This is a genomic window from Azoarcus sp. DD4, from assembly GCF_006496635.1.
Classification (GTDB): Bacteria; Pseudomonadota; Gammaproteobacteria; order Burkholderiales; family Rhodocyclaceae; genus Azoarcus.
The window spans coordinates 3948583-3972947 of record NZ_CP022958.1; the positions used below are offsets into that span (position 1 = coordinate 3948583).

At 66.9% G+C, this 24365-nt stretch carries 21 protein-coding genes; 6 read left to right on the forward strand and 15 right to left on the reverse strand.

Annotated features, from left to right (window positions below; genetic code table 11):
- The first annotated feature begins 6 nt into the window (after nt 1-6).
- Complete coding sequence (locus CJ010_RS18285; protein WP_240794403.1) at nt 7-4251, forward strand: pilus assembly protein; 4245 nt, start codon at nt 7-9, stop codon at nt 4249-4251.
- A gap of 2 nt (nt 4252-4253) precedes the next feature.
- Nucleotides 4254-4658, forward strand: coding sequence for a type IV pilin protein (locus CJ010_RS18290; protein WP_141019377.1), 405 nt, complete (start codon nt 4254-4256; stop codon nt 4656-4658).
- A gap of 18 nt (nt 4659-4676) precedes the next feature.
- Here CJ010_RS18290 and CJ010_RS18295 read toward each other — a convergent pair whose 3' ends face one another.
- The 7 genes from CJ010_RS18295 to CJ010_RS18325 all read right to left on the reverse strand — a co-directional run bounded on the left by CJ010_RS18295 (nt 4677) and on the right by CJ010_RS18325 (nt 13781).
- Nucleotides 4677-5330: a TetR/AcrR family transcriptional regulator gene (locus tag CJ010_RS18295; RefSeq protein ID WP_141019378.1), complete on the reverse strand. Its 654-nt coding sequence runs from the start codon at nt 5328-5330 to the stop codon at nt 4677-4679.
- 5 nt (nt 5331-5335) lie between these two features.
- Nucleotides 5336-6466 (reverse strand): ABC transporter permease, encoded by a 1131-nt coding sequence (locus CJ010_RS18300; RefSeq protein WP_205754999.1) that lies wholly within the window; start codon nt 6464-6466, stop codon nt 5336-5338.
- The gene (gene rbbA, locus CJ010_RS18305; RefSeq protein WP_141019380.1) at nt 6463-9228 is read right to left on the reverse strand and encodes a ribosome-associated ATPase/putative transporter RbbA; all 2766 of its coding nucleotides are present in this window, start codon (nt 9226-9228) and stop codon (nt 6463-6465) included. The genes CJ010_RS18300 and rbbA overlap by 4 nt, the downstream gene beginning before the upstream one ends.
- Complete coding sequence (locus CJ010_RS18310) at nt 9225-10298, reverse strand: HlyD family secretion protein (RefSeq protein ID WP_141019381.1); 1074 nt, start codon at nt 10296-10298, stop codon at nt 9225-9227. The genes rbbA and CJ010_RS18310 overlap by 4 nt, the downstream gene beginning before the upstream one ends.
- 16 nt (nt 10299-10314) lie before the next feature.
- Entirely contained in the window at nt 10315-11802 is a 1488-nt protein-coding gene (adeC, locus tag CJ010_RS18315; RefSeq protein ID WP_240794404.1) for an AdeC/AdeK/OprM family multidrug efflux complex outer membrane factor, read from the reverse strand.
- Between the two features lie 234 nt (nt 11803-12036).
- The gene (locus CJ010_RS18320) at nt 12037-12267 is read right to left on the reverse strand and encodes a sulfurtransferase TusA family protein (RefSeq protein WP_141019382.1); all 231 of its coding nucleotides are present in this window, start codon (nt 12265-12267) and stop codon (nt 12037-12039) included.
- A gap of 83 nt (nt 12268-12350) precedes the next feature.
- A complete protein-coding gene (locus CJ010_RS18325; protein WP_141019383.1) occupies nt 12351-13781 on the reverse strand; it encodes a M48 family metalloprotease in 1431 nt (476 codons plus the stop codon).
- Nucleotides 13782-13894: 113 nt separating this feature from the next.
- Here CJ010_RS18325 and moaC point away from each other — a divergent pair, with 113 nt between their 5' ends.
- Nucleotides 13895-14389, forward strand: coding sequence for a cyclic pyranopterin monophosphate synthase MoaC (gene moaC, locus CJ010_RS18330; protein WP_141019384.1), 495 nt, complete (start codon nt 13895-13897; stop codon nt 14387-14389).
- A 257-nt stretch (nt 14390-14646) separates the two neighbouring features.
- On the forward strand, nt 14647-14865 hold the full coding sequence (locus CJ010_RS18335) for a Nif11-like leader peptide family natural product precursor (protein WP_141019385.1): 219 nt from the start codon (nt 14647-14649) through the stop codon (nt 14863-14865).
- 69 nt (nt 14866-14934) lie between these two features.
- Here the strand turns inward: CJ010_RS18335 and CJ010_RS18340 are convergent, their stop codons facing one another.
- Nucleotides 14935-15648, reverse strand: a complete 714-nt coding sequence (locus CJ010_RS18340; protein ID WP_141019386.1) for a phosphate ABC transporter ATP-binding protein — start codon at nt 15646-15648, stop codon at nt 14935-14937.
- A gap of 11 nt (nt 15649-15659) precedes the next feature.
- Nucleotides 15660-16364: an ABC transporter permease gene (locus CJ010_RS18345; RefSeq protein ID WP_141019387.1), complete on the reverse strand. Its 705-nt coding sequence runs from the start codon at nt 16362-16364 to the stop codon at nt 15660-15662.
- Nucleotides 16365-16559: 195 nt separating this feature from the next.
- Between CJ010_RS18345 and CJ010_RS18350 the strand changes: the two genes are divergently transcribed.
- The gene (locus CJ010_RS18350; RefSeq protein WP_141019388.1) at nt 16560-17156 is read left to right on the forward strand and encodes a YMGG-like glycine zipper-containing protein; all 597 of its coding nucleotides are present in this window, start codon (nt 16560-16562) and stop codon (nt 17154-17156) included.
- Nucleotides 17157-17185: 29 nt separating this feature from the next.
- Nucleotides 17186-17857, forward strand: a complete 672-nt coding sequence (locus CJ010_RS18355; RefSeq protein ID WP_141019389.1) for a DUF6515 family protein — start codon at nt 17186-17188, stop codon at nt 17855-17857.
- Here the strand turns inward: CJ010_RS18355 and CJ010_RS18360 are convergent.
- From CJ010_RS18360 to CJ010_RS18385, 6 genes are all read right to left on the reverse strand, one after another.
- On the reverse strand, nt 17854-18162 hold the full coding sequence (locus tag CJ010_RS18360; RefSeq protein WP_141019390.1) for a hypothetical protein: 309 nt from the start codon (nt 18160-18162) through the stop codon (nt 17854-17856). The genes CJ010_RS18355 and CJ010_RS18360 overlap by 4 nt on opposite strands.
- 13 nt (nt 18163-18175) lie before the next feature.
- Nucleotides 18176-18427, reverse strand: coding sequence for a MoaD/ThiS family protein (locus tag CJ010_RS18365; protein WP_141019391.1), 252 nt, complete (start codon nt 18425-18427; stop codon nt 18176-18178).
- A gap of 12 nt (nt 18428-18439) precedes the next feature.
- On the reverse strand, nt 18440-19717 hold the full coding sequence (locus tag CJ010_RS18370; protein ID WP_141019392.1) for an NAD(P)/FAD-dependent oxidoreductase: 1278 nt from the start codon (nt 19715-19717) through the stop codon (nt 18440-18442).
- A gap of 109 nt (nt 19718-19826) precedes the next feature.
- Nucleotides 19827-21674, reverse strand: a complete 1848-nt coding sequence (locus CJ010_RS18375) for an aldehyde ferredoxin oxidoreductase family protein (RefSeq protein WP_141019393.1) — start codon at nt 21672-21674, stop codon at nt 19827-19829.
- 11 nt (nt 21675-21685) lie between these two features.
- Nucleotides 21686-22165, reverse strand: a complete 480-nt coding sequence (locus tag CJ010_RS18380) for a 4Fe-4S dicluster domain-containing protein (protein ID WP_141019394.1) — start codon at nt 22163-22165, stop codon at nt 21686-21688.
- Between the two features lie 135 nt (nt 22166-22300).
- Nucleotides 22301-24337 (reverse strand): sigma-54-dependent Fis family transcriptional regulator, encoded by a 2037-nt coding sequence (locus CJ010_RS18385; RefSeq protein WP_141019395.1) that lies wholly within the window; start codon nt 24335-24337, stop codon nt 22301-22303.
- Between the last annotated feature and the right edge of the window lie 28 nt (nt 24338-24365).

A 24365-nucleotide genomic window follows, 5' to 3' on the forward strand; every position in this document is an offset into this window, starting at 1 on the left:
CTGCGAATGAATCCGCTCCGTCCTACCCCCTCGCGCTTCCGGATGCCAGTCCGCCCGCAGGCGATCGCCACTGCGCTGTGTGCTTCGCTGCTCATCCACGCCCTGCCCGTCAGCGGGGCCTCGCTTCCCGAGGCCCCGCTGATCACCAGCCAGGCGGCAACCCCGCTCAGCATGCTGGTCGTGGGGCGCGATCACACGCTGTACTACGAAGCCTACAACGACGCGAGTGACATCGACGGCGACGGCACCCTCGATACCCGCTTCAAGCCGTCGATCACCTACTACGGCTACTTCGATTCGCAGACCTGCTATGCCTACTCGGGCAGCGGTAACAGCGGACTCTTCGAACCGAAAGCCCAGGTCGACAGCCAGGGACGCTGCAAGAACCGCTGGTCCGGCAACTGGCTGAACTACATCACCACCAGCCGCATCGATGCCCTGCGCAAGGTCTTCTACGGCGGCTACCGGGAGGTGGATACCGCGTCCGAAACCATACTGCGCCGGGCCTACATCCCGCAGGACGCACATTCCTGGGCAAAGGAATACACAAGTGCGACAGTGGACGGCTACAAGATCAGCGACTACACGCCGCTGAACGAACCCACCGGCTCGCGCCGCCACTTCTTCGGCAACCTGACGGCGACGACAGGCAAGAACTGCGCGACCCTGTCGTCCTGCAGCGACCTTCCCCCGCTGCTGCGGGTGATCGAGAACAGCGACCGGCGCGTGTGGTCGTGGGCCTCGAGCGAGCGCCCGGTGCTGCACGCCACCAACCACGGCGGCAAGACCAGTTCCGAGTACACCGTCCGCGTGAAGGTGTGCACCGAGAACTACGCCAGCGGATGCAAGCGCTATCCGGATGGCAACCTGAAGCCCACCGGCCTGCTGCATGAATATGGCGAAAGCGAGGCGATGTACTTCGGTCTGCTCACCGGCAGCTACGACAAGAACATGTCGGGCGGCGTGCTGCGCAAGGTGGTGTCGTCGTTCAAGAACGAAATCGACACCAACACCGGCGTGCTGCGCAGCAATGCAACCATCGTGAACGCTCTCAACGCCCTTCGCATCCGCGACTTCAACAACGGACGCACGGACGACGCCTACCGTTCCGGCTGGGTGACGACGCGCGCAATGAACGAGGGCGAATTCGTAGACTGGGGCAACCCTGTAGGCGAGATGATGTACGAAACGCTGCGCTACTTCGCCGGCAAGAAAACACCGACTGCGGCGTTCGCCACGAGTGGCGGTCACGACACCGAAGTCGGGCTCGGCGTGGCGAGCTGGGACGACCCCTATGCAGCCGGCAGTGCTGCAAGTGCGCGCTGGTGCGCCCGGCCGAACATGCTGGTGGTTTCGGGCATCAACCCCTCCTTCGACTCGGACCAGTTGCCGGGCACGGCTTTCGGCAGTTTTTCCGGCAGTCTCGGCAGCATGAACGTGGCCGACATCGCCCGCGAGATCACCGAGAACGAGGCAGGCATCCCCGGCAGCCGTTTCATCGGGCAGGTCGGCAACAACTACGATGGCGCGCCGACGGCCAAGACGGTCACCACGTTGGGCGACATCCGCGGGCTGGCGCCGGAAGAGCCGACCAAGCAGGGCAGCTACTACTCCGCCTCGGTCGCGCGTTTCGGCAAGGTGACCGACATCAGGACGGATCTCACCGGCACCCAGTCCGTCGACACCTACGCGGTCGTGCTCAGCTCCCCGTTGCCCCGGATCGAGGCGAAGACCTCCAGCGGCAGGACCATCACCCTGGTGCCGTTTGCCAAGTCGGTCGGCGGCGACGCCATTTCGAACAGCAAGGGCTCATTCCAGCCGACCAACCAGATCGTCGACTTCTATGTCGACACCATCGCCAACTCCTCGACTGCCGACCAGGATGCCAGCATAAACGGCGGCCGCTACTTTGCCCGTTTCCGCATCAACTTCGAGGACGTCGAGCAAGGCGCGGACCACGACATGGATGCGATCGTGGTGTACGAGGTGGCCGCCGAGGCGGATGGCAAGCTCAGGGTGAAGCTCACGCCGGAATACCAGGCGGGGGGCATCCAGCACAGCATGGGTTACGTCATTTCGGGTACCACCAACGATGGCGTCTATCTCGTCGTCCAGGACGAAAACGTCGACCGCAGCTACTACCTCAACGTGCCGCCGGGGCAAGCGCCGGGATACTGCGACACCAGTTCGCCTCCAGCCGCCTGCAACAAGCTGCCCTATACCGGCGGCAGCGGTGCGATGGCTTACAGCGAACGACTGTTCTCCCCCGGCGCGTCCTCCGCCAGCCTGCTCAAGGATCCACTCTGGTACGCAGCCAAGTGGGGTGGTTTCATCGATCGCAACGGCAACAGTCGACCGGATCTTCCTCTGGAATGGGATGCGGACGGCGATTCCGTCCCGGACACCTACTTTCTCGTGCAGAACCCGCTCAAGCTGAAGGAAGCGCTCAAGCGCAGCTTCGACTCCATCGTCCAGCGCAGCGCGAGTGCCGGCAACGTCACTTCCAACGGCCAGCAATTGCAGGCGGGCAGCCGCGTATTCCAGTCGCAGTTCAACAGCAGCTCGTGGGACGGTGAGCTCTACGCCTATCCGATCACGTCGTCGGGCGTCGGCAGCACACCCTCGTGGGCCGCGTCGACGGTCTTGCCCGCGCACGGCTCGCGACACATCCTGGCCTGGAAGGACGCAACGACCAAGGGCATCCGCTTCGAATGGAACCAGCTATCCAGCGGGCAACAGAGCCTGCTCGGCAGCAGCGCGGTGCTCGACTACCTGCGCGGCGATCAGTCGCAGGAAGTGCAGAACGCCGGCACCCTGCGCACACGTACCAAGCTGCTCGGCGACATGGTCCATTCCTCGCCCTACTACGTGAAGGACACCGACACCGTCTACATCGGAGCCAATGACGGTATGCTCCACGCCTTCGACGCAGCCAGCGGTACCGAGCTGTTCGCCTACGTGCCGGGCCTGATCTTCAACAAGCTCGCCAACCTCAGTTCGCCGGGCTACGCGCATACCTACTTCGTCGACGGCGACATCGCGGTATCTTCGCGCACCCTGACGCCGAACAAGAACCTGCTGGTCGCCGCAACCGGGCGCGGTGCCAAGGGGCTTTTTGCGCTCGACGTATCGACGCCCGCGTCGATGAACACCGCCGCCGTCCTGTGGGAATACGGCGCGACCGGCGACGACGACCTCGGCTTCGTCCTCGGCCGTCCGCAGCTTGCCAGGCTCAACTCGGGACACACCGTGGCCCTTATCGGCAATGGTTATAACAGCACCAACGGCAGCGCGGTGCTTTATGTGTTCGACCTCGAGAGCGGTACGCTGCTGAAGAAGCTCGATACCCAGGCGGCCGGGGACAATGGCATGTCCACCCCGACAACGGTCGATACCGACGGCGACGGCGACGTCGATCTGGTCTATGCCGGCGATATCAAGGGCAACGTCTGGAAGTTCGACTTCAGTGGCAACAGCGCGGGCACCTGGAGATCCTCCTTCCTGAGCGGCAGCCAGCCCCTGCCGCTATTTACCGCGCTGAATGCGGCCAGCCAGGCGCAGCCGATCACCGCCCAGCTCACGATAGGGCAGAACACCGTCACCAGCGACCCGAACTACGGCAAGACCTTCATCTTCTTCGGCACCGGCAGCTACGTCTTTACGAGCGATCCTGCCGATCTCAGCGTACAGAGTTGGTATGGACTCATCGACGACAGCGAGCGTATTTCCGGCCGCGACGCGCTGCGCGAACGGACCATCGAAACGCTGGGAACCGTGTCCGGCTATTCGGTCCGGACCTTCTCCTCGGCCACGGCCGGAGACATGAGCGGCAAGCGCGGCTGGTTCATCGACCTGATGGATCCGACCGCCCGGGGCGAACGGATCGTGACGCGTTCCAACCTCTACCGCTTCATCAAACCGGTACTCATCGCCAGCAGCCTCATCCCGGATGCCGACCCCTGCCAGGCAGGCGGCAGCGGCTACGTCAATGCGATCGACCCATTCACCGGCGGCAGCCTGCTCTATCCGCCCTTCGATCTCAACGCCGACGGCCTCTTCAACAACGGCGACAATCTCGACGGCCAGGTGATCGGCTCCTTCGATCCGTCCATCGGCATGCCTGGCGAGGCCACCATCGTCGGCGACCGCCTGATCGTCGGCGGCTCGACCGGCCAGATTGCCGACATGCGGATCAACTCTGCGAGCAATCGCACCGGCCGCCTGTCGTGGCGCGAGATCATCAGGAATTGAGCATGAAGAACACGCAGCGCGCTTTCAGTCTGATCGAGCTGATGATCGTGGTGGCGGTGATCGGCATCCTTGCCGCCATCGCCTACCCGAATTACCAGGAATACCTGCTCAAGAGCCGGCGCGCGGTGGCGACCGGCTGCCTGCTGGAACTGGCGCAATTCATGGAGCGCCACTATACGACGCACATGAGCTACACCGACGCCGTGCTGCCCGACACGGCCTGCCGAACCGAGCTCGCCGGCTTCTACAGTTTCGGCTACGCGGAAGCGCTCACCGCCTCCACCTACCTGCTCCAAGCCGTCCCGCAGGGTGCCCAGACGGCCGATACCGTGTGCGCCAGCTTGCGGATCAGTCACACTGGCGCCCGCTCGGCCAGCGGTGCGGGCGGCGTGGCGGTGTGCTGGTAGGCAGCGCGGCGAATGACATCAGTTTCTTCCCCGCTGCACGACGATCTCGCCAAGCAAAGCGCAGCATAGTTCCCGTCTGAGTTCCTCCACCCCAAGCGCACGCCCGCTCAGTTCGGCAATCACGTCACGCGCCGACAGCACCATCGCGAAAGCCCCGAACAAACCGATCTGCAGCACCACCGGCTCCACCGGGCGAAACAAACCGGCTGCCATCGCCTCGCGCCAGAGCGGCACACACGTTTCCACCCCGCGCCGGATCAGCCGCTCGACCAGATGGTCGCGGCGCTCACCCGGCTCGGCAATCTCCCGCGTCACGAACATCACGTAGGCCGGCACCTCGGCGAGGCTGTCTATCATCGTCTCGATCAGGCGAAATACCCGCTGCTCGACCGGCAAGGGGGCAGAAACGAGCGCCTCCGCCGTCCGCAGCCAGGCTTCGTGGCGCAGCACCACGAGATCGGCCACGGCGCGCCATAAGCCCGCCTTGGAGCCGAAATGATGGGCGATCATCGACACATCGCACGTTGCCTCGCCCGCTATCGTGCGCAGGCTGGCCCCGTCGAAGCCCAGCCGGGTGAAGGCTGACAGTGCGGCTTCGAGCAGGCGGTCGCGGCAATCGGAATCGCCACCACGGGGACGACCGCGGCGGCGCGGCGCATCGGGAGCAGGCATTGTCGTCAGGCCATCTGGCTGATGGTTTTGCGAAAACGCGTCAGCGCGATGCCGAAGAACACCACGCCGATCGCGAAGATGGCCAGGAACTGCGGCCACACCACATCGACGCCCGCGCCGCGGTAGAGGATGGCCTGCGCGGAGGCGACGAAGTGGGTCGTCGGTGCCGCCAGCATCACGGTCTGCACGAACTCCGGCATGCTCTCGCGCGGCGTAGTGCCGCCGGACAGCATCTGCAGCGGCAGCAGGGTCAGCAGCATCAGCAGGCCGAACTGCGGCATCGAACGTGCGACCGTCGCCATGAAGATGCCCATCGAGGTCGTGGCGAACAGGTGCAGCGTGACGCAGACCAGGAACAGGGCCACCGAACCTTCGATCGGTACTTGCAGCGCGCCCTGCACCACGGTGACGATGGAAAATGCCGTCGCCAGCAGCACCACCAGCCCCATGGCCCACACCTTGGCCAGCATGATCTCACCCGGCGTCACCGGCATCACCAGCAGGTGTTCGATGGTGCCATGCTCGCGCTCGCGGATCAGCGCGGCGCCGGTGAGGATGATGGAAAGCATCGTCACCTGGTTGATGATCTCCATCAGCGCGCCGAACCAGGTCTGCGTCAGCCCCGGATTGAAGCGCGCCCGCAGCACCAGATCGACCGGCGCCGCCGCGCCGCCGCGATAGCGCTGGACGAATTCGCCGACCTCGCCGAGCACGATCTGCTGGATGTAGCCGCTGCCGGAAAAGGCCTGACTCATGCGCGTGGCGTCCACGTTCAGCTGCAGCGCCGGCGAGCGCCCGGCCAGCACGTCGCGCTGGAAGCCGGGCGGAATGTCGAGCACGAAGGTATAGCGGCCGGCGTCCATCGCCGGATCGACCTCGTCCAGCGCAAGGATGTCCGGCGGCACGAAGTTGGGCGCATAGAAAGCCGACGCGATCCGCGCCGACAACGGCGAGCGGTCTTCATCGACGATGGCGATCGAGGCCTTGTGCAGCGTCTCGGGCATGGCGGTGGCCGCCATGTAGATCGCCACCGTGAAGGTGTAGACGATCAGCACCAGCATCGTCGGATCGCGCCACAGGCTCCACAACTCCTTGACGCCGAGACGGTAGATATTGGCCAGGCGGCGCACGGTCAGCGCTCCTGCTTCTTCAGCAGCACGATCGCCAGCCCGATGATCGCCGGCGCGGCCACCAGCATCGGCGTGAACGACGCATGCAGGTCGGCGAAACCGAGTGCCTTGCTGAACACGCCGCGACTGATGACGAGCATGTGGCTCGCCGGATAGAACTCGCCGATCATGCGGGCGCCACCTTCGAGCGAGGACACCGGGTGGAGCAGGCCGGCAAACTGGATCGCAGGCAGGATGGTGCCGATCATGGCGACGAACATCGCGGCGATCTGGCTGCGCGTGAAGGTCGAGGCGAAGAGGCCGAAACCGGTGGAGAAGAGCACGTAGATCAGCGCCGCCAGCGTCAACGTCAGCACATCGCCCTTCAGCGGCACCTCGAACAGGGTCACCGCAAGCACGCTCATCAAGGCGAAATTGACCATCGCGAGGCCGACGTAGGGCAGCTGCTTGCCGAGCAGGAATTCGGCGCGGGTGACCGGCGTGACATAGAGATTGATGATGGAGCCCAGCTCCTTCTCGCGGACCACCGACAGCGCCGTCAGCATCGCGGGGATCATCAACAGCAGGATGGGGATCACCGCCGGCACCATTGCCGGCAGGCTGCGCACGTCCGGGTTGTAGCGGAAGCGCGTCTCCACCGTAGCGGCACCGACCGCCACGTTCTGGCCGAGACGATGCCTAGCCATGTCGACCAGCCAGCCCTGGTGCATGCCGCCGACATAGCCCTTGACCGTCTCGGCGCGTTGCGGCATCGCACCGTCTATCCACGCCGCAATCTGGACCTGCTCACCACGCAGCAGATCGCGTGCGAAACCTGGCGGAATCTCGATGGCCAGCGACAATTCACCACTACGCATGCGGCGGTCGAGCTCGGCGTAATCGGCAATCGGCGGACGCTCGACGAAGTAGCGCGAGCCGGCGAGGTTGAGCGCATAGTTCTGGCTCAGGGTGGTCTGGTCGCGGTCGAGCACGGCGAAGCTGAGGTCTTCGACGTCCATGCTGATGCCGTAGCCCATGATCAGCATCAGGATCAGGCTGCCGAGCAGCGCCAGCGTGCCGCGCACCGGATCGCGCCGCAGTTCCAGCGATTCGCGCAGGGTATAGCTGAACGCCCGTTCAAGACTGAAACCGCGCCGTGGCCCGCCCGCCGGCGCTGCGCCGGCCGCTCGCGGCACGGTGATCGCGGCGGAGCCGGCATCGGCCCGCGCCGCCTCGCCCTGCGCGCCCGCCTCTTCCAGGTAGTCGATGAAGGCTGCCTCCAGCGTCGCCGCTGCGCGCTTCCTCACCAGTTCGGCCGGTGCGTCGCTCACCAGCACGCGGCCGGCGTGCATCAGCGAGATGCGATCGCAGCGCTCGGCTTCGTTCATGAAATGGGTGGAGATGAAGATGGTGACCTTGTCCTTGCGGGCGAGATCGACCATCAGGCGCCAGAAGCTGTCGCGCGCGACCGGATCGACGCCCGAGGTCGGCTCGTCGAGGATCAGCAGCTCCGGCCGGTGCACCATCGCCACCGCCAGCGACAGGCGCTGGCGGATGCCCAGCGGCAACTTGTCCGGCAGCATGTCGAGCACCGTGCCGAGGTCGAAGCGTTCGACCATCTCCGCCACCCGCCCGGCGATCTCGGCCTCGGGCACATCGAAGAGGCGTGCATGCAGCACCAGGTTCTGACTCACCGTCAGTTCCGAATACAGCGAGAACGCCTGCGACATGTAGCCGACGCGGCGCCGGGTGGCGATATCCTGCGCATCGACCTTGTGGCCGAACAGCGAGGCCTCGCCCGCGCTCGCCGGGAGCAGGCCGGTCAGCATCTTCATCGTGGTCGACTTGCCGCAGCCGTTGGAACCGAGAAAGCCGAAGATCTCGCCGCGGCGGATACGGAAGCTGACCTGGTCGACAGCGGTGAAATCGCCGAAGCGCATGGTCAGCCCGCGTGCCTCGATGGCGACTTCTTCCTCGCTGCCATCGGCCAGCGGCGGCACCACCACCGCGCGATGGCCCCGCCGCTTATCCTCGGGCAGCAGGGCGATGAAGGCCGCCTCCAGGGTGTCGGTCCCGGTGCGCGCGTGCAGTTCGCGCGGCGTGCCGGTGGCCAGGATCCTGCCGGCGTCCATCGCCACCAGCCAGTCGAAGCGCTCGGCCTCATCCATGTAGGCGGTGGCGACGATCACGCTCATCGACGGACGGGTGTCGCGGATGCGGGCGATCAGCGCCCAGAACTGGGCGCGCGCCAGCGGATCGACCCCGGTGGTCGGCTCGTCGAGGATCAGCAGTTGCGGATCGTGGATCAGCGCGCAGCACAGCCCGAGCTTCTGCTTCATGCCGCCCGACAGCTTGCCGGCCGGGCGCGCCAGGAAAGGCTGGAGGCCGGTCGCCGAGGTCAATTCGTCGATGCGGCGTCGCCGTTCGCTCGCGTCGTGGCCGAACAGACGACCGAAGAACTGCAGGTTCTCCTCCACCGACAAGGTCGGATAGAGATTCCTGCCGAGGCCTTGCGGCATGTAGGCGATGTGCGGGCAGACGGCATTGCGATGGCGGGCCACGGCCATGTCGCCGCCAAGCGCATGGACGCGCCCCTGCTGCACCGCCCGCGCACCGGCCAGCAAGGACATCAGGCTGGACTTGCCGACGCCGTCCGGGCCGATCAGCCCGACCATGCAGCCGGCCGGGATGGCCAGGTCGATGGCGTCCAGCGCCAGCGTGCCGCCGTAGCGCAGGCTGACGCCCTCCAGCAGGGCGACCGGCGCAGCGCTGCCACCGACGGCAGTCATTCGGGAACCCGCAAGGCCAGATTGGCCGGCCATTCGGCCTTGTCGTCGAGCTTGAGCCAGGCGACGCCGGGTACGCCGGTCTTCACCAGGGTCAGATGCTTTTGCAGCAGTTCGGGCGGAATCTGCGCCTTGACGCGGAACATCAATTTCTGACGTTCGCTGGCGGTCTCCACCGTCTTGGGCGTGAACTGCGCGGTACTGGCCACGAAGGAAATCCGTGCCGGAATCACGTAGGCCGGTGCGGCGTCGAGCACGATGCGCGCCTCGCTGCCGAGCGCGACCCTGCCGGCGGCCGTTTCAGGCAGAAAGAAGGTCATGTAGACGTCGGCCAGATCGACCAGGTTGAGCAGCTTGCCGCCGCCGCCGAGCACCTCGCCGGGCTGGGCGACACGAAACTGCACGCGGCCGTCGCGCGGCGACTTGAGCTGGCTGTCGGCGATATCCGTATCGATGCGCGCCACCGTCGCCGCTGCCGCGGCGACCGTCGCCTGCGCGCCGACGAGCTGGGCCCGGGCGGCCGCGATCGCGGCACGGGCCGCCGTCACCTGGGCCTTGGCCGCGCTGACGGCGGCCTCGGCGCTGCGCAGGCGGGCAGAGTCGTCGTCCAGTTCCTGGATCGAGGCAGCGCCTTCGCCCGACAGCGTCCGCGAGCGTGCCAGCCGCCGGCTGGCGGCATCGAGTTCGCTCTCGCGCTGCAGCACCACGGCCTGCGCCGCGGCGAGATCGCTTTCGCGCACCGCCACCTGGGCCTCGGCACTGGCCACCGCAGTGATCGCCTGCTGGTGTCGGGCGCTCGCCTCGTCGCGCTGGGCGTTGAGTCCGTCGACCTGCATCTGCGCGAGCACGTCCCCCGCCTTCACGAAATCGCCTTCTCCCGCGTGGATCTCCAGCACACGCCCGCCCAACTTGGTGGCGACGTCGATCTCGGTTGCCTCGATGCGGCCATTGCCGCTGACGAAACCTTCCCCCGGCCCGTCGTCCCGCGTCGCCAACCAGGTCAGCAGGCCGGCCGCGACCACCGCGGCGGCCACCGCCAGCGGCAGCATTCTGTTCTTGAGCGTAACAGTCATGATGCTTGCAGCTCCTTCAATCGACGGAAGCGCCGGTCGTCCGGGACGCAGCCGGGGGGTCGGCGAGATGCCGGCTGCCGCCGCCGAGCGCGGCGTACAGGCCGATGCGGCTGGACATCAAGGCACGACGCGTCTGCACCAGTTGCTGCTCGGCGGCGAGCAGGTCGCGCTGCGCATCGAGCACTTCGAGGTAGCGCGCCGCACCGTTGTCGTAGCGCAGCTTGGCCAGGCGCGCACGTTCGCTCTGCGCGGCAAGCGCGGCACGCTGGATGCCGAGCTGCTCGGTCAGCCAGTGACGGGCGGCCAGCGCATCGGCCACCTCGCGGAACGCGGTCTGCACCGTCTTTTCGTAAGCGGCAACAGCCAGATCGCGCCGGACTTCGGCAAGATCGAGCGCGGCCCGGTTGCGACCGCCGTCGAAGATGGGCAGTGACAGCGACGGGGCGAAACGCCATGCGCCGCTGCCGGGCTCGAACAAGCCCTCGAGTGCGGCGCTCGCGGTGCCGGCCGAGGCGGTCAGCGCAACGCGCGGGAAGAAGGCCGCGCGGGCCGCAGCGATGCTGGCATTGGCAGCCTTCAGCCGATGCTCGGCCGCGACGATGTCGGGTCGCTGTGTCAGCAAGTCCGATGGCAGCCCCGCCCCCAGCTCGTACAGGATCAGATCGTCGCGGAAGGCGGTGGCCGGCTGCAGATCGAGCGGCGCACCCACCAGCACCGCCAGCGCATGCGCCTGGAGCGACCGCGCCTGCTCGAGCTGCACGCCCAGCGTCTGTGCCTGGGTCAGCAGGGTTTCGACCTGGGTGAGATCGAGCCGTGAGGTCGCGCCGACCTCGAATCGCCGGGTAAAGATGCGGAAGGATTCCTGCCGTGATTCGATGGTGCGGCGCGCCAGTACGATGCGTTCGTCCAGCTCGCGCAGGGCCAGGTAAGCGTCGGCCACCTGCGCCACCAGGCTCACCGTCAGCGCACGGCGCGCGGCATCGGTGGCAAGGAACTCCTCGAGCGCGGCTTCCTTCAGGTTGCGCACCCGTCCCCAGAAGTCGAGCTCCCAGCTCGCAAGGCTCGCGCCGACCTGGTATTGGCCGCCGTTCAGCACCTCGCCGGTAACGCTGAGGTCGGCCGGCGTCCGGCTGCGGCTGCCGTCGAATCCAAGCCCTATCGTCGGAAACTGGTCGGCACGGCGAATACCGTAGGCAGCGCGCGCCTCCTCGACGCGCAGCACGGCGCTGCGCAGATCGCGGCTGTTTTCCAGCGCCCGTGCGATCAAGCCCTGCAGCCCGGGATCGGCGAAGTAGTCGCGCCACGTGATGTCAGCGGCGACGCTGCCGGCGGAAACAGGTATGTCATCTGGATACCGCGCCGCGACCGGCAAGTCCGGAGCCGCATGCGGGGGCGCCAGGGAACAGCCGCCGACGGCGGCAAGCAGGCCCAAGGCCAGCCCGGCGCAGCGCATCCCGCAGCGGAGCACTGCAGTGCGTGCATTGGTGACGGGCGAGTTCATCATCGGTCATTCCAACGGATGAGCAGCGCAAAGGGAAGGTCGTGCCCGATCCGCCCCATACCCGGTAAATGACAAATGCCAGAAAACACGGCATTGCCAACGGGGACGGATTGGCGCTCTGTAAGCTCACACAAATTATCCAACACTCGTTGGATAGCGGCAATACCGCGACCGGTTAACGCAGGAGGGGGCTCCCGCAGAAGCCCCCTCCTTGTCTATCGTTCCTTGCCGCCGGCGTTACTTGCGCTTCATGAAGAACTCGAACGCCCTGTCCGTCGTCTCGCCCACTTGCACCAGTTCGTTGCCGGTCTGCTTGGCGAAGGCCTGGAAATCCTTCACCGCACCGGGATCGGTTGCCAGCACGCGCACCACCTGCCCCGGCAGCATGTCGGCCAATGCTTTCTTGGTACGCAGGATGGGTAGCGGACAGTTGAGCCCGCGTGCATCCACTTCCTTGTCGAAATCCATCGAATCGTCCTTTCAGCCAGTGTCAGCAAACGGAAGGATGGTAAAGGAAAGGCCCGGCAGCCGAAAGACAGGCAGTCGCCGCGCTACTGACGCTCGCGCCGCTCCTCCAGCCAGCGAGCCTTGAGTTCGCGCAGCCGCGCATCGACCGCGGATAGTTCGTAGAAGTCGCCATCGGCCGCCTTGCGGGCGATCTCGAGCTGCTCGATCGCAGCGGGCAAGGCCCCGCGCAGCGCATACACTTCAGCCTGCGCGCGGTGCTGGGCAGTGCGTTTGCCGAGGTCGGCATTCGCCCGCGACAGCAAGGCCCATAGGCGTTGGTCCTCGCCACGGTTCTGCAGCGCCTGCTTTACGCCGGCCGCCGCATCGGCCGGCCGGCCGGCAAGAATGCGTGCGTCGGCGAGCGTGTAATCGAGATAGCTGTAGGCCGGGAAGCGCGCCCGCGCCGCCTCCAGCACCTTGACGGCGCGCGCACCGTCCTTGCGCGCCATCGCAATCTCTGCCGCCAGGGCCTCGACAAAGGCCGACGGCTCGGCAGTCTTGCGCAGGCGCTCGACCTCGGCGCCCGCCTCGTCCAGGCGTCCTGCACGCATCAAGGCCCGCGCCAAGCCGTAGCGCGCCGCCGCATCGTTGGGCACTTGTTCAACGAGGCTGTTCAGCTCGCGCACCGCATCCGTCGGCACACCCGATTGCGCCCTTAGCTTGGCCCGCACGTAACCGAAATCGGCGGAATCCGGCACCTGGCGGTAAGGCATCGAGGTCGCCCGGTTTTCCATGTCGGCGATGCGTTCGGTGGTCAGCGGATGGGTCCGCAGATAAGCCGGTGCATTGTTCTCGTAGAGCCGGCCGTTGCGCTGCAGACGTTCGAAAAAGCTCGGCATGCCGCGCACGTCGTAACCGGCCGACTCCAGCGTCTGCAGGCCGACACGGTCGGCCTCGCGTTCGAAATCGCGGGTATAGCCGAGTTGCGACTGCAGCGCGCCAGCCTGCCCCGCCGCGATAGCCGCCTCGCTGACCTGCGAATTGCTCTTGGCCGCCAGCACGGCCACCAATAACGAGGCCAGCATCAGCATGCCGCTCTGGCTCTGTTTGCCGACCAACTGGGCGATGTGGCGCTGGGTGACATGGGCGATTTCGTGACCGAGCACCGAAGCGAGTTCGGATTCGCTCTGGGCAGCCAGCAGCAGGCCGGTATGCACCCCGATGTAGCCGCCCGGCAGGGCGAAAGCGTTGAGCGTCGAGTCCTTGACGACGAAGAAGTCGAAATCCTGTTGCGGATTCTGGCTCGATGCCGCGAGCTTGTGGCCAAGCCGATTGACGTATTCCTCGATCTCCGGATCGTCCAGATAGGACGCATCCTTGGTACGGATCTCCTGGATGATCTGCTCGCCGATGCGGCGTTCGGTCGCTGGCGAGAAATCGGCCGCGCCGACATCGCCGAGGTCGGGCAGACCGGCGGCACGGGCGGGGAAAGCCAGCGCAAGGCTGAGCAGCAGGGCGAGGGATCGGCGCATCATCGGGTGCTATGATACCCGCCCGCGCGCAGGCGTTCCCGCCCCGGTGTATCGGCATGTAGCCGCAACGCCAGCCGGCCTGCCCCAGATTCCACCCTCAAGACCGCCGCCCCCCGATGAGCGAATCCGCCCCCTCCCCGCTGACCCATTTCGACGCCGAAGGTCAGGCCCACATGGTCGACGTCGGCGACAAGGCAGAAACCCGCCGCGTGGCGCGCGCCACCGGGTGCATCCACATGTTGCCGGCGACTTTCGCCATGGTTCAGGCGGGTACCGCCAAGAAGGGCGATGTGCTGGGCATCGCCCGCATCGCCGCCATCCAGGCCTCGAAGCGAACCAGCGAGCTGATTCCGCTGTGCCACCCGATTCCGCTCACCCGCGTGGCTGTCGAATTCGAAGCCGATGCAGGGCAGTCGAGCATCCGCTGCACCGTCACTGCCGAAACCGTCGGCCGCACCGGCGTCGAAATGGAAGCGCTGACGGCCGTCAATGTCGCCCTGCTGACCATCTACGACATGTGCAAGGCCGTCGACCGCGGCATGCGCATGGACGGCATCCAGCTGATGGAGAAGCTGGGCGGAAAATCCGGCCATTGGGTGGCGGGCGGCTGATCGCCGCCGGGCCTGGCACGGGCGCGTGGCTTCGGGCGGAAAACTGCCAAAGCTTCCGCGCTCGGCGCAAACACGACAATGCTCGATGCGCCCTGGCCCCGAAATTCGCTCACAAATCCTTGATTTAATTAAGCCCTTCGTGCCGACGCCGACATCGGCACCGGACTTGCATTGCCCACACCTGCCGGTGCCTGGCACGGGTGGGGCGCGCTCTCGCAGCCTGCCTCGATCTCAAACTGCACGATGAGCACGGAAATATGGCAATCAAGGACATCAAGGCATTTTCGGACAAGGCCCGCGAGGATGCGGCGCTCGGCGAACAACTGAAGGCTTGTCAGAAGCTGAAGGAACTGCTGACGCTGGCCCGCGAAAGCGGTTTCCCGCTGGACGAAGTCGAACTCTATCCGCCCAACGAGCCGCAATTCACCGAAGACCAGCTCTCCGAGCGTCTGGTCAAGGCGCTGCTGCGCGTCTGATCGCGCCCTGCCGGCCTGCCGCCACGACAGGCCGGCAACGCAGGCACGGCGGTGCGCCGCCGGTGCCGTTCAGAATGCCATCGTCCAGGGCAGCTCGCCCTGGATGAAGAGCTTGGCCTCGGCCGACTGCGGCCGGGCGAAGAAGCGCTGCGTCTGCGCATGCTCGCGCACCCGCCCGCCGGACAGAAAGACGATGTCGTCGCCCAGCCGGGTCGCCTGACCGAGGTTGTGGGTGACCATCAGGATGCGGGTGCCGTCGGTCCGGATCTCGCGGATGATGCGTTCGACCTCGGCACTGGCCGAGGGGTCGAGGCTGGCGGTGGGCTCGTCGAGCAGCAACAGGCGCGGTTTCGTCAGCCAGGCGCGGGCGAGTGCCAACCGCTGCTTCTCGCCGCCCGACAGTTGCCGTGCACTATCGTCGGCGCGTCCGGCAAGGCCGATGCGCTCCAGCACGGCGCGGGCGCGCCGCCGCCGTTCGCGAGCCGATACCCCCATCGGTTTCAGACCGAGCGCCACGTTTTCCAGCACCGAGGCACGCAGCATCATCGGCTGCTGGAAGACCATCATCACGCCACCGCGAGGTAGGCTGCCCCCGCCCCAGTCGATCTCGCCGCCGGATGGCGACACCAGCCCGCACAGCGTGCGCAGCAACATGCTCTTGCCGGCGCCGTTGGGGCCGAGAACCAGGGTGATGCCCTCGTCGCCGAGCTCGAGATCGATGCCGTCGAGCACCGTCCGGCCGTTGGGCGAAACACGCAGATCGCGGATGCGGATGGGGAACATGGTCGTTTCGGCTAGCCGTAGCGTCGCATCGCCCACTGGCGCATGCCGAAGGCGAGCGCATTGAGCGCAACGATGAGGACGATCAGCACGACACCGAGCGCGATTGCCAGCGCCAGGTCGCCCTTGCTGGTTTCGAGCGCGATCGTGGTGGTCATGACACGGGTGGCCCGGTCGATGTTGCCGCCGACGATCATCACCGCGCCAACCTCGCTCATCGCCCGGCCGAGCCCTGCCAACACCGCCACCAGCAGGGAATGGCGGCAGTCGTAGAGCAGCGTGGTGACGCTCTGCCACCAGCTGAAGCGCATCACCTGCAACTCTTCCGCATAACGTTGCCAGACATCTTCCACCACCTGGCGGGTGATCGCCGCCATCAACGGCACCACCAGCACGGTCTGGGCGATCACCATCGCCGTCGGCGTGTACAACAGGCCGGCCGCGCCGAAAGGACCGGAGCGCGACAGAAACAGGTAGACGATCACGCCGACCACCACCGAGGGCAGGCCCATCAGACCGTTCATCAGCACCGAGGCGGCGTGCTTGCCAGGAAAGCGTCCGACGGCAAGACATGCGCCGAGCGGCAGGCCGAGGAGCGTGCCGAACAGCACTGCCGCGCCACTCACCTGCAACGACAGCCACACGATCTCCGCCACGCGCGCGTCTAGCGTCGCAAGCAGGGCAATGGCATCGGTGAAGGTGGTGGCGAAGATCGACATCGGCGGGAGAATACCGGAAAGCTGCACGCCTGCCCTACGTCCCCTGCCGACCACCGTGCCGCGTTTCCTGCTGCCGTCGAGACGATCGCAGGCGGGCGCTTTACGCAGCTTTACAAGGAGTCGCCACCACGCTCGCCGAAGTCGCCGCAGAATGTGAACATCGGGCGCGAATGCCCGCCACGCCAGGAGGCCAAGATGTCCACGCCATTGCCGAACCGGCCCGTCGCCACGACGCGCGGGGGACCGCTGCGGATGCTCCTGATCGCCTTCCTCACCGCCACCGTGGCCGCCTGCGCCAGCCCGCCGCAACGCCGGGTGGTGCAGCGCATGCCGGAAGTGACGCCGCCCGACACCGAAGTTGTGGCCTACCCGCTGCAGCGCCAGAGCGAACGGGTGATCCGCCAGGATCGCTACGAATGCTACCTGTGGGCGGTGCGTCAGAGCGGCTACGATCCGGCACAGACCCGCCCCACCGCGCCGCCGCCGACGCCCCGCGTGCTGCCCAATCCACCCGTCGGTTACGACACCGCGGCCGGAGCCATCACCGGCGCGGTAATCGGTGCCGCGGTCGCAAATCCGCACAACACCGGCCAGGGCGCGGCCATCGGCGCGGCCGTCGGCGCGGTTGCCGGCGCCGCTTCCGACGCGGCGCGCGAGGCCCAGGCCCAGCGCATCGAAGACGCCTATGCCGAACGTGCGGCCCGAACCAGCTACGGCAACTGGCGGCAGGCGGAAAACTATCGCCGCGCCCTGTCCGCCTGCCTCGAGGGGCGCGGATACTCGGTCCGCTGAACCCGCACGGCCAGACAAGGAGAAGCGTGATGATCCGATCCAGAATTGCATTGCCCGCGCGCTTGCTGGCAGCCGCCCTGTGCGCGCTTGCGCTCGTTCCGCTCGCCGCGCAGGCCGATCCGCGCGACGAGCGCGGCCGCGACCACTGGCCCGAGCGGCGCTTTCGCGATGTCCCCCACAGCCGCGGCACGGTGGTCCCGCGCCTGCCGCACAGTCATCGCACCATCATCTACGGCGGCATTCCCTATTACTTCGACGGCGGTTTCTGGTACCGCCCCTGGGGCGGCAACTTCGTCGTGGTGGCACCGCCCGTCGGCATCGTGCTGCCCATCCTGCCCAACGGCTACGTCACCCTGAACATCGGTGGCCGCGTCTATTACCGGCACGACGACGTCTATTACATGCGGCGCAACGACGGCTACATCGTGGTCGATCCGCCGTTGCAGGAGCATCCGGACGAGGACGACGAGGGGCGCAGCACGCCCCTTCCGCGCGACGAACTGTTCATCTATCCGAACCGGAACCAGGGCGAACGGCAGCAGGGCAACGACCGCTTCGAATGCCATGAATGGGCCGTCGGCCAGACCGGCTACGACCCCACGCTGGCCGGTGGCGGCAGCGGATATTCGCCGGCGCACCGCAGCGACTACCTGCGCGCGCTGAGCGCCTGCCTGGAGGGGCGCGGCTACACCGTGCGCTAACCGCCGCCCTTCTGCATGCCGCGGTCGAGCAGCATCAGCAGCCGCCGACGGGCGGGTTCGTCACCCACCTCGAAGCGGTAATCGACGCCCAACTGCGGCAGCTCGAACAAACCCAGCCTTCGCAGCGGCAAGACCTGCAGGCCGATGACCAGGGCCACGCCGTCGCCGGCCACCCGCAGCACGCCTTCGACGGCCGAACCCGACACTGCCGGCCAGCTCGCCCGCAGGTCGCGCTCGAACTGGGCCGGCGTGGCGCTCACGAGGCGTTCGAAGCGGGACGGCACCGGCCCATGGAGGAAAGCCATCCCGCCGGGGCCTTCAACCGCCGGCAATCGGCGGCCAGATCGCCAGTTCGTCGCCGTCGGCCAGGCGCCGGCGCACCCGCTCGGCCGGCGGTACGAAGACCCCGTTCACCAGCACCAGGTGCGCGCTCTTCTCCGGCACCCGGTAGCGGTGCACCAGGTCCGACACGGTCGTGCCCTCCTCCACGTCCAGCTCGAGCCGGTTGCCCTTGCGCTCCGGCGGCAGGTAGTCGGTGAGCGAGGCGAAGAGCTTGAAGGCGATCTTCATGGCGGGACGGCCTCAGCGCGCCAGCGCCATCGGCTGCGAGCGCGCGATGTAGGCGTCGACGAAGGCAAGCGGCGCGGCAAGCAGCCTGTCCTTCCATTCGCCCAGTTTCACCTGCCCGTGGATCAACCCGCGCAGTGCGCCGACATGCTCGGTCAGCCCGATCGAAGTGGCGCCGATCAGCACGTCGTCCTTGAACTGCAGGCTGAGGTAGCGGCTGCGCGCTTCGTCCACATGCTCGACGCCGACGCCGCCCTTGTCGGCCGCCTCGCCCCACCACTGGCCGAAGGAGGTCGAGATCAGGCCCAGGGTGTCGAGCACGTTGATCGCCAGCACGCCGTTGAGCTCGGTCGCATGCCCGGCCATGTTGAGCGCGGCCACGCGCGCCTGGTCCGCCGCATTGGGCTGGATGGCGGCGACCAGGTGCGCGCCGGTGAAGAGGTCGGGCGCCTCGGCGACGTCGCCGGCGGAAAAGATGCCGGGCACGCTGGTTTCCAGCCTAGCATCGACCAGCACGCCCTTGGCCACGTGCACACCGGTGCCTTCGAGAAAGGCGACGTTGGGCGCCACCCCGGCGGCGACGATGACGAGGTCGCAATCGAGCGTGTCGCCGGTCGTCAGCGTCACGGTCAACGGCGCGGCGGCACCCTCGCCGCTGCCGCGATCGATGCGGCTGACCCCGGCATTGGTGACGACGCGGATGCCCTTGTTCTCCACCCAGCGCTTGATCATGCCGCCGGCCTGCGGCGTCATCATCCGCGGCACCATGCGGTCGCCCATCTCCACCACGGTGAGTTCGACGCCGCGCTTGGCGAGCGCCTCCATGATGATGCAGCCGATGAAGCCGGCTCCGAGCTGCAGCACCCTCGCGCCCGGTTTGGCATAAGCGGCGATCGCCCGCGCATCGTCCAGCGTCCAGCAGGTTTGCACCTCGGGCAGGTCGACACCGGGAATCGGCGGACGCACCGGATGCGAGCCGGTGGCGATCAACAGGCGGTCGTAATCCTCGAAGTGGCCGTCGAAGAACAGCACCCGGCGCTTTTCGGTGTCGAGCGCCACCGCGCGGCCGCGCAGCTGACGGATGCGCAGCTTGTCGAAATGGCCTTCACCCTTGCGCAGATAGGTGCCGCGCTCGTCGATGTTCTCTTCCAGCAGGTAGGGAATCGCCATGCGCGAATACGGCGGCGCATCCTCGTTGCCGACCAGCACGATCTCGTCCTGCGGCGCCACGCGGCGCAAGGTTTCGGCAGCCACCACGCCGGCGGGGCCGTTGCCGAGTATCAAGTGTTTCATGGGAAATCCTCGATGGCAGGCCGCCTTCAGCCATGCGGTTGAAGGCGGCGATCATCATCCCGGGCGGCGGGCCGGAGCCCGCCCCCGATGCAGACCCGCAACGGGCCGGTCAGAGACCGAGACGTGCCAGCGTGTCCGCCGTCGGCACGCCCTCGGGCGTCCAGCCGCGCACCTGGTAGTACTCCGGCAGCATCTTCGCGAGGCCGTTCACCAGCCCCTTGGCCGGACCGGTCTTGGCCGGTTCGGTGGTCAGGCGCGGCGGCAGGTTGTCGTCCTTGGCGGTGAAGCCGGCGGCGTTGTTGAACTGGCGCTCCATGTTCCAGATGCGCTCGCCCACCTCGTTCAGCTTGTCCATGCTCCAGTCGCCTTCGCAGGCGGCGGCCAGCTGCGGCTGCACGTCGGCCAGCGTCCAGGCGAAGCTGGTAAACACGCAGATGCCAGCCGAATCGAACACCGCGGTCGCATCCTGGAAGGCCTTCACCAGTTCCGGCTTGCCCTCGGTGACGAGCGGATCGGTCTTCACCGGGATGCCCAGCACTTCGGAGGCGACGGTGTAGCCGCGCAGGTGGCAGGCGCCGCGGTTGGAGGTGGCATAGGCCAGACCCATGCCCTGGATGCCGCGCGAGTCGTAGGCGGGGAATTCCTGCCCCTTCACGCTCATCGACAATTCGGGGTGGCCGTACTTTTCGCACAGGCGCTTGGAGCCGAGGCCGATGTCCTTGCCGAAGCCCTCGCCGGCGGCGGTCATCTCCACCAGCTTCGCCAGCGCCTCGGCCGAACCGAAGGGCGCGTCGATGCCGATCTGCTCCTTGGTCAGCACGCCCATGTCGTAGAGCTCCATCACCGCGCCTATGGTGGCGCCGAAGGAGATCGGGTCCATGCCTTGCTCGTTGCAGATCAGGTTGGCGTACTGCAGCGCCTCGAGGTCGCCGACGCCGTTGGCCGCGCCCAGCGCCCAGGCCGCCTCGTACTCCAGACCGCCGGAGGCACCCCAGTACTTGGGACTGTTCTTGACGGTGAAGTGGCCCTTGTCGATCTCGGAGATGCGGCCGCAGGCGATGGTGCAGCCGAAGCAGGCGGCATTGGTCACCAGATGCGCCTTGCCGTCGGTCGGCCGCTTCTCGTGCATGGCTTCGGCGGAGATCTTGCCGGCGTCCTCGAACTGCACGTCGCGGTGATTGCGGGTGGGCAGTGCGCCGATCTCGTTGATCACGTTCATCAGCACCTGGGTGCCGTACTTGGGCAGGCCCTGGCCGGTGACGGCGTTGTCGGCAAGCACCTTCTTGGCGTCGGTGGTCGCCTTGAGGAAGGCGCCGAAATCCTTGATCCCGGATACGCCCTTGGTGCCGCGCAGCGCCACCGCCTTGAGGTTCTTCGAGCCCATCACCGCGCCCACGCCGGAACGCCCGGCGGCACGATGCAGGTCGTTCACCACGCAGGCAAACAGCACCTGGTGCTCGCCTGCGCTGCCGATCGACGACACCCGCACCAGCGGATCCTGCAGCTCGTGCTTGATGGTTTCTTCGGTTTCCCAGCAGCTCTTGCCCCACAAGTGTCCGGCGTCACGCAACTCGGCCTTGTCGTTCTCGATGTAGAGATAGACCGGCTTGGGCGATCTGCCTTCGAAGACGATCATGTCCCAGCCGGCGAACTTCAGCTCGGCGCCGAAGAAACCGCCGGAGTTGGAACAGGCGATCGCGCCGGTGAGCGCGCCCTTGGTCACCACGGTGTAGCGGCCGCCGGTCGATGCCATGGTGCCGGTGAGCGGACCGGTCGCCATGATCATCTTGTTGTCGGGCGACAGCGGATCGACCTTGGGATCGATCTCGCTGACGAGGTATTTGGTCGCCAGCCCGCGCGAGCCCAGGTATTCCTGCGCCCACTGCATGTTCAGCGGCTCTTCGGTACAGGTGCCGGCGGTGAGGTTCACCCGCAGGACTTTGCGATTCCAGCCCATGGTCGTCCTCCTCAGGCGGCAGAAGTGGCAGTGGTGTTGGCCTTGGCGGCCCAGGCGCGCATGCGGTCGAGCCCGGTCCAGTCGGCATCCACGTAGGTGATCGCCGCGGTGGGACAGGCCTTGGCACAGGCGGGATCGCCCTCGCACAGGTCGCACTTCTGGACCTTGCCGGAGACCTGGTTGTAGTTGATCGTGCCGAAGGGGCAGGCGATCGTGCACACCTTGCAGCCGACGCAGGTGTCCTCGAACACCATCTTGGCACCCGTCGTCAGATCGAGGCGGATCGCATCGACCGGACAGGAGTGCATGCACCAGGCATCGGTGCACTGGGTACAGGTGTAAGGGACCTTGCGCCCCTCATGCTCGAAGTTGAATACCTTGATCAGCGAGTTGCTGGGATTGATGACGCCGGTGTGCTCGTAGGAACAGGCCATCTCGCATTGCAGACAGCCGGTGCACTTCGCCGGGTCAATGAGCAGCGATTTCCACATCGATGTCTCCTTCGGTGGGTTCGGTTGCGGTTTTGACGCGCAACGTATGAAGCATTGTTCATACCTACCTTCAACACTAGACCGCGGCGGATGCCAGTCAAGACGAAGGAGGTTCGGGTTTTTCCGCCAGTACGATCAGACGATGCGTCCGATCTTGCGGTAGAGGGTGTTGCGACTGATGCCCAGGCGGCGGGCCGCTGCCGAAACGTTGCCACCGACTTCACGCATGACCACGGCGATCGCCTCCAGCTCGATCTGGTCGAGGCTGCGGCCACCGGTGGCGATGGCCGGCGCCGCCGCAACCGGCGTGGCGGCTGCCGGCTGCCGTGGCAGGCTGCGTTCCTCGATCCGCGCGCTCTCGCCCTCGTCCATGGCGTCGGCGCCGAACAGCTCCTCCGGCAGATGCACCGGGCGGATCTCGTCCTCGCCCTCGTCCAGCAGGGCTACCGCGACGCGGATCACGTTCTGCAGCTGGCGCACGTTGCCCGGCCACGGGTAGCGTTCGAAGAAGGCCATCACCTCGGCGCCGATGTGCACCGTGCGCGACTCGCCGACTTCGGCGGCGAGGATGTTGTCCACGATGCGGCCGATGTCGCTGCGTTCGCGCAGCGGCGGCAGCGTCACCGTGAGGCCGTTCACCCGGTAGTAGAGATCCTCGCGGAAGCTGCCCTTCTGCACCGCGTCGCGCAGCAGACGGTGGGTGGCGCACACCAGCGAGATATCCACCGGCACCTGCCGCATCGCCCCGATCGGCGTCACACTGCGCTCCTGCAACACCCGCAGCAGGCGCGCCTGCATGCCGAGCGGCATGTCACCGATCTCGTCCAGGAAGAGCGTTCCGCCATGAGCCTGCTGGATCTTGCCGATCGCGCCTTCGCGCCGCGCGCCGGTGAAGGCGCCGCCGACATAGCCGAAAAGTTCGGATTCGATCAGGTTTTCAGGGATCGCCGCGCAGTTGAGCGCAACGAAGGGGCCATCGCGGCGCGGGCCGCTGTAGTGGAAAGCGCGGGCGAAGAGCTCCTTGCCGACGCCGGATTCGCCCTGGATCAGCAGCGGGATGTCCTTGCCCAGCACCCGCGACGAACGGTCCAGCGCCAACTGCAGGCGGGCGTCGCCGGTGGCGAGGCAGGCCAGGGTGACGCGGCCGCTCTTCGGGTCGCAAGGCGCTTCGGCCGCTACGGCGCGGGCCGTCACCGCCGGCCGGGCCGGGCTCGGCGCCGGCACCTCGGTGCGCGGCGGCAGGTTGCTCTTGAGACGGGCATAGACGCGTTCGCCGCGCCGCGCCTCCATCGCCTGCAAGGAACCGGGATCGCGCCGCGAGCGATCGAAGAAGACATCGAGCGAGACGCGGAACACGTTGCCGAAAGCCAGGCCACCGGGGTCCATCTCGCCAATGCCGAGCGCCTCGCGCGCCACCGGATTGGCGCCGACGATGCAGCCGTCGAGCGACACCGCGAGCAGGCCCTCCTGGAGACTGCCCACGCATTCCGGCCGGGCATGCACCGCGATCAGGATCTGACGGGCGAATTCCACCTCGAACAGCCGCTTCTCCAGCAGCTGGGCCGACAGGCGCACCAGCCCCATGGTATGGCGCTGGTTGCTGCGGTAATCGCCGGAGATGTCGAGCACCCCGGCCAGGCCACCGCAGGGCTTGAACACCGGCGCGGCGCTGCAGGTGAGCACGCCGTTGCGCTCGAGGAAGTGCTCGGCGCCGAGCACCTCCACCGGCATCCGCTCGATGAGCGCCGTGCCGATGGCATTGGTGCCGCGCAGGCTCTCATCCCACGACGCCCCCGGCTGCAGGGCAACGCGCTGGGCGCGGGCAACGAAGTCCGGATCGCCCAGGCTGTGCAGGATCACGCCATTGAGATCGGCAAGGATGACCATGCTGCCCGAGGCACGGATCTGCTCGAACACATGCTCCATGATGCCCGCCGCGTGATTCAGCAGTTGCTCGCTGCGCTCGCGCGCCTCGGTCAGCTGCGCCCGCCCTTCCGGATCGCCGTTACCGACGGCCAGGGCATCGACACCGCCATCGCGGCAGCGCAGCCAGGACCGCAGGACTTCCGACGGCACATCGCCTTCGGGCTCCTCGCCGCGATCGAAGAATCTTCGCCTCGCCGCCTGCACCTGCTGGACATGCGCGTCCATGGCCATCAACTGACCTTTCATCCCTCCTCCTCCTTCTCCGCTTCCCGCA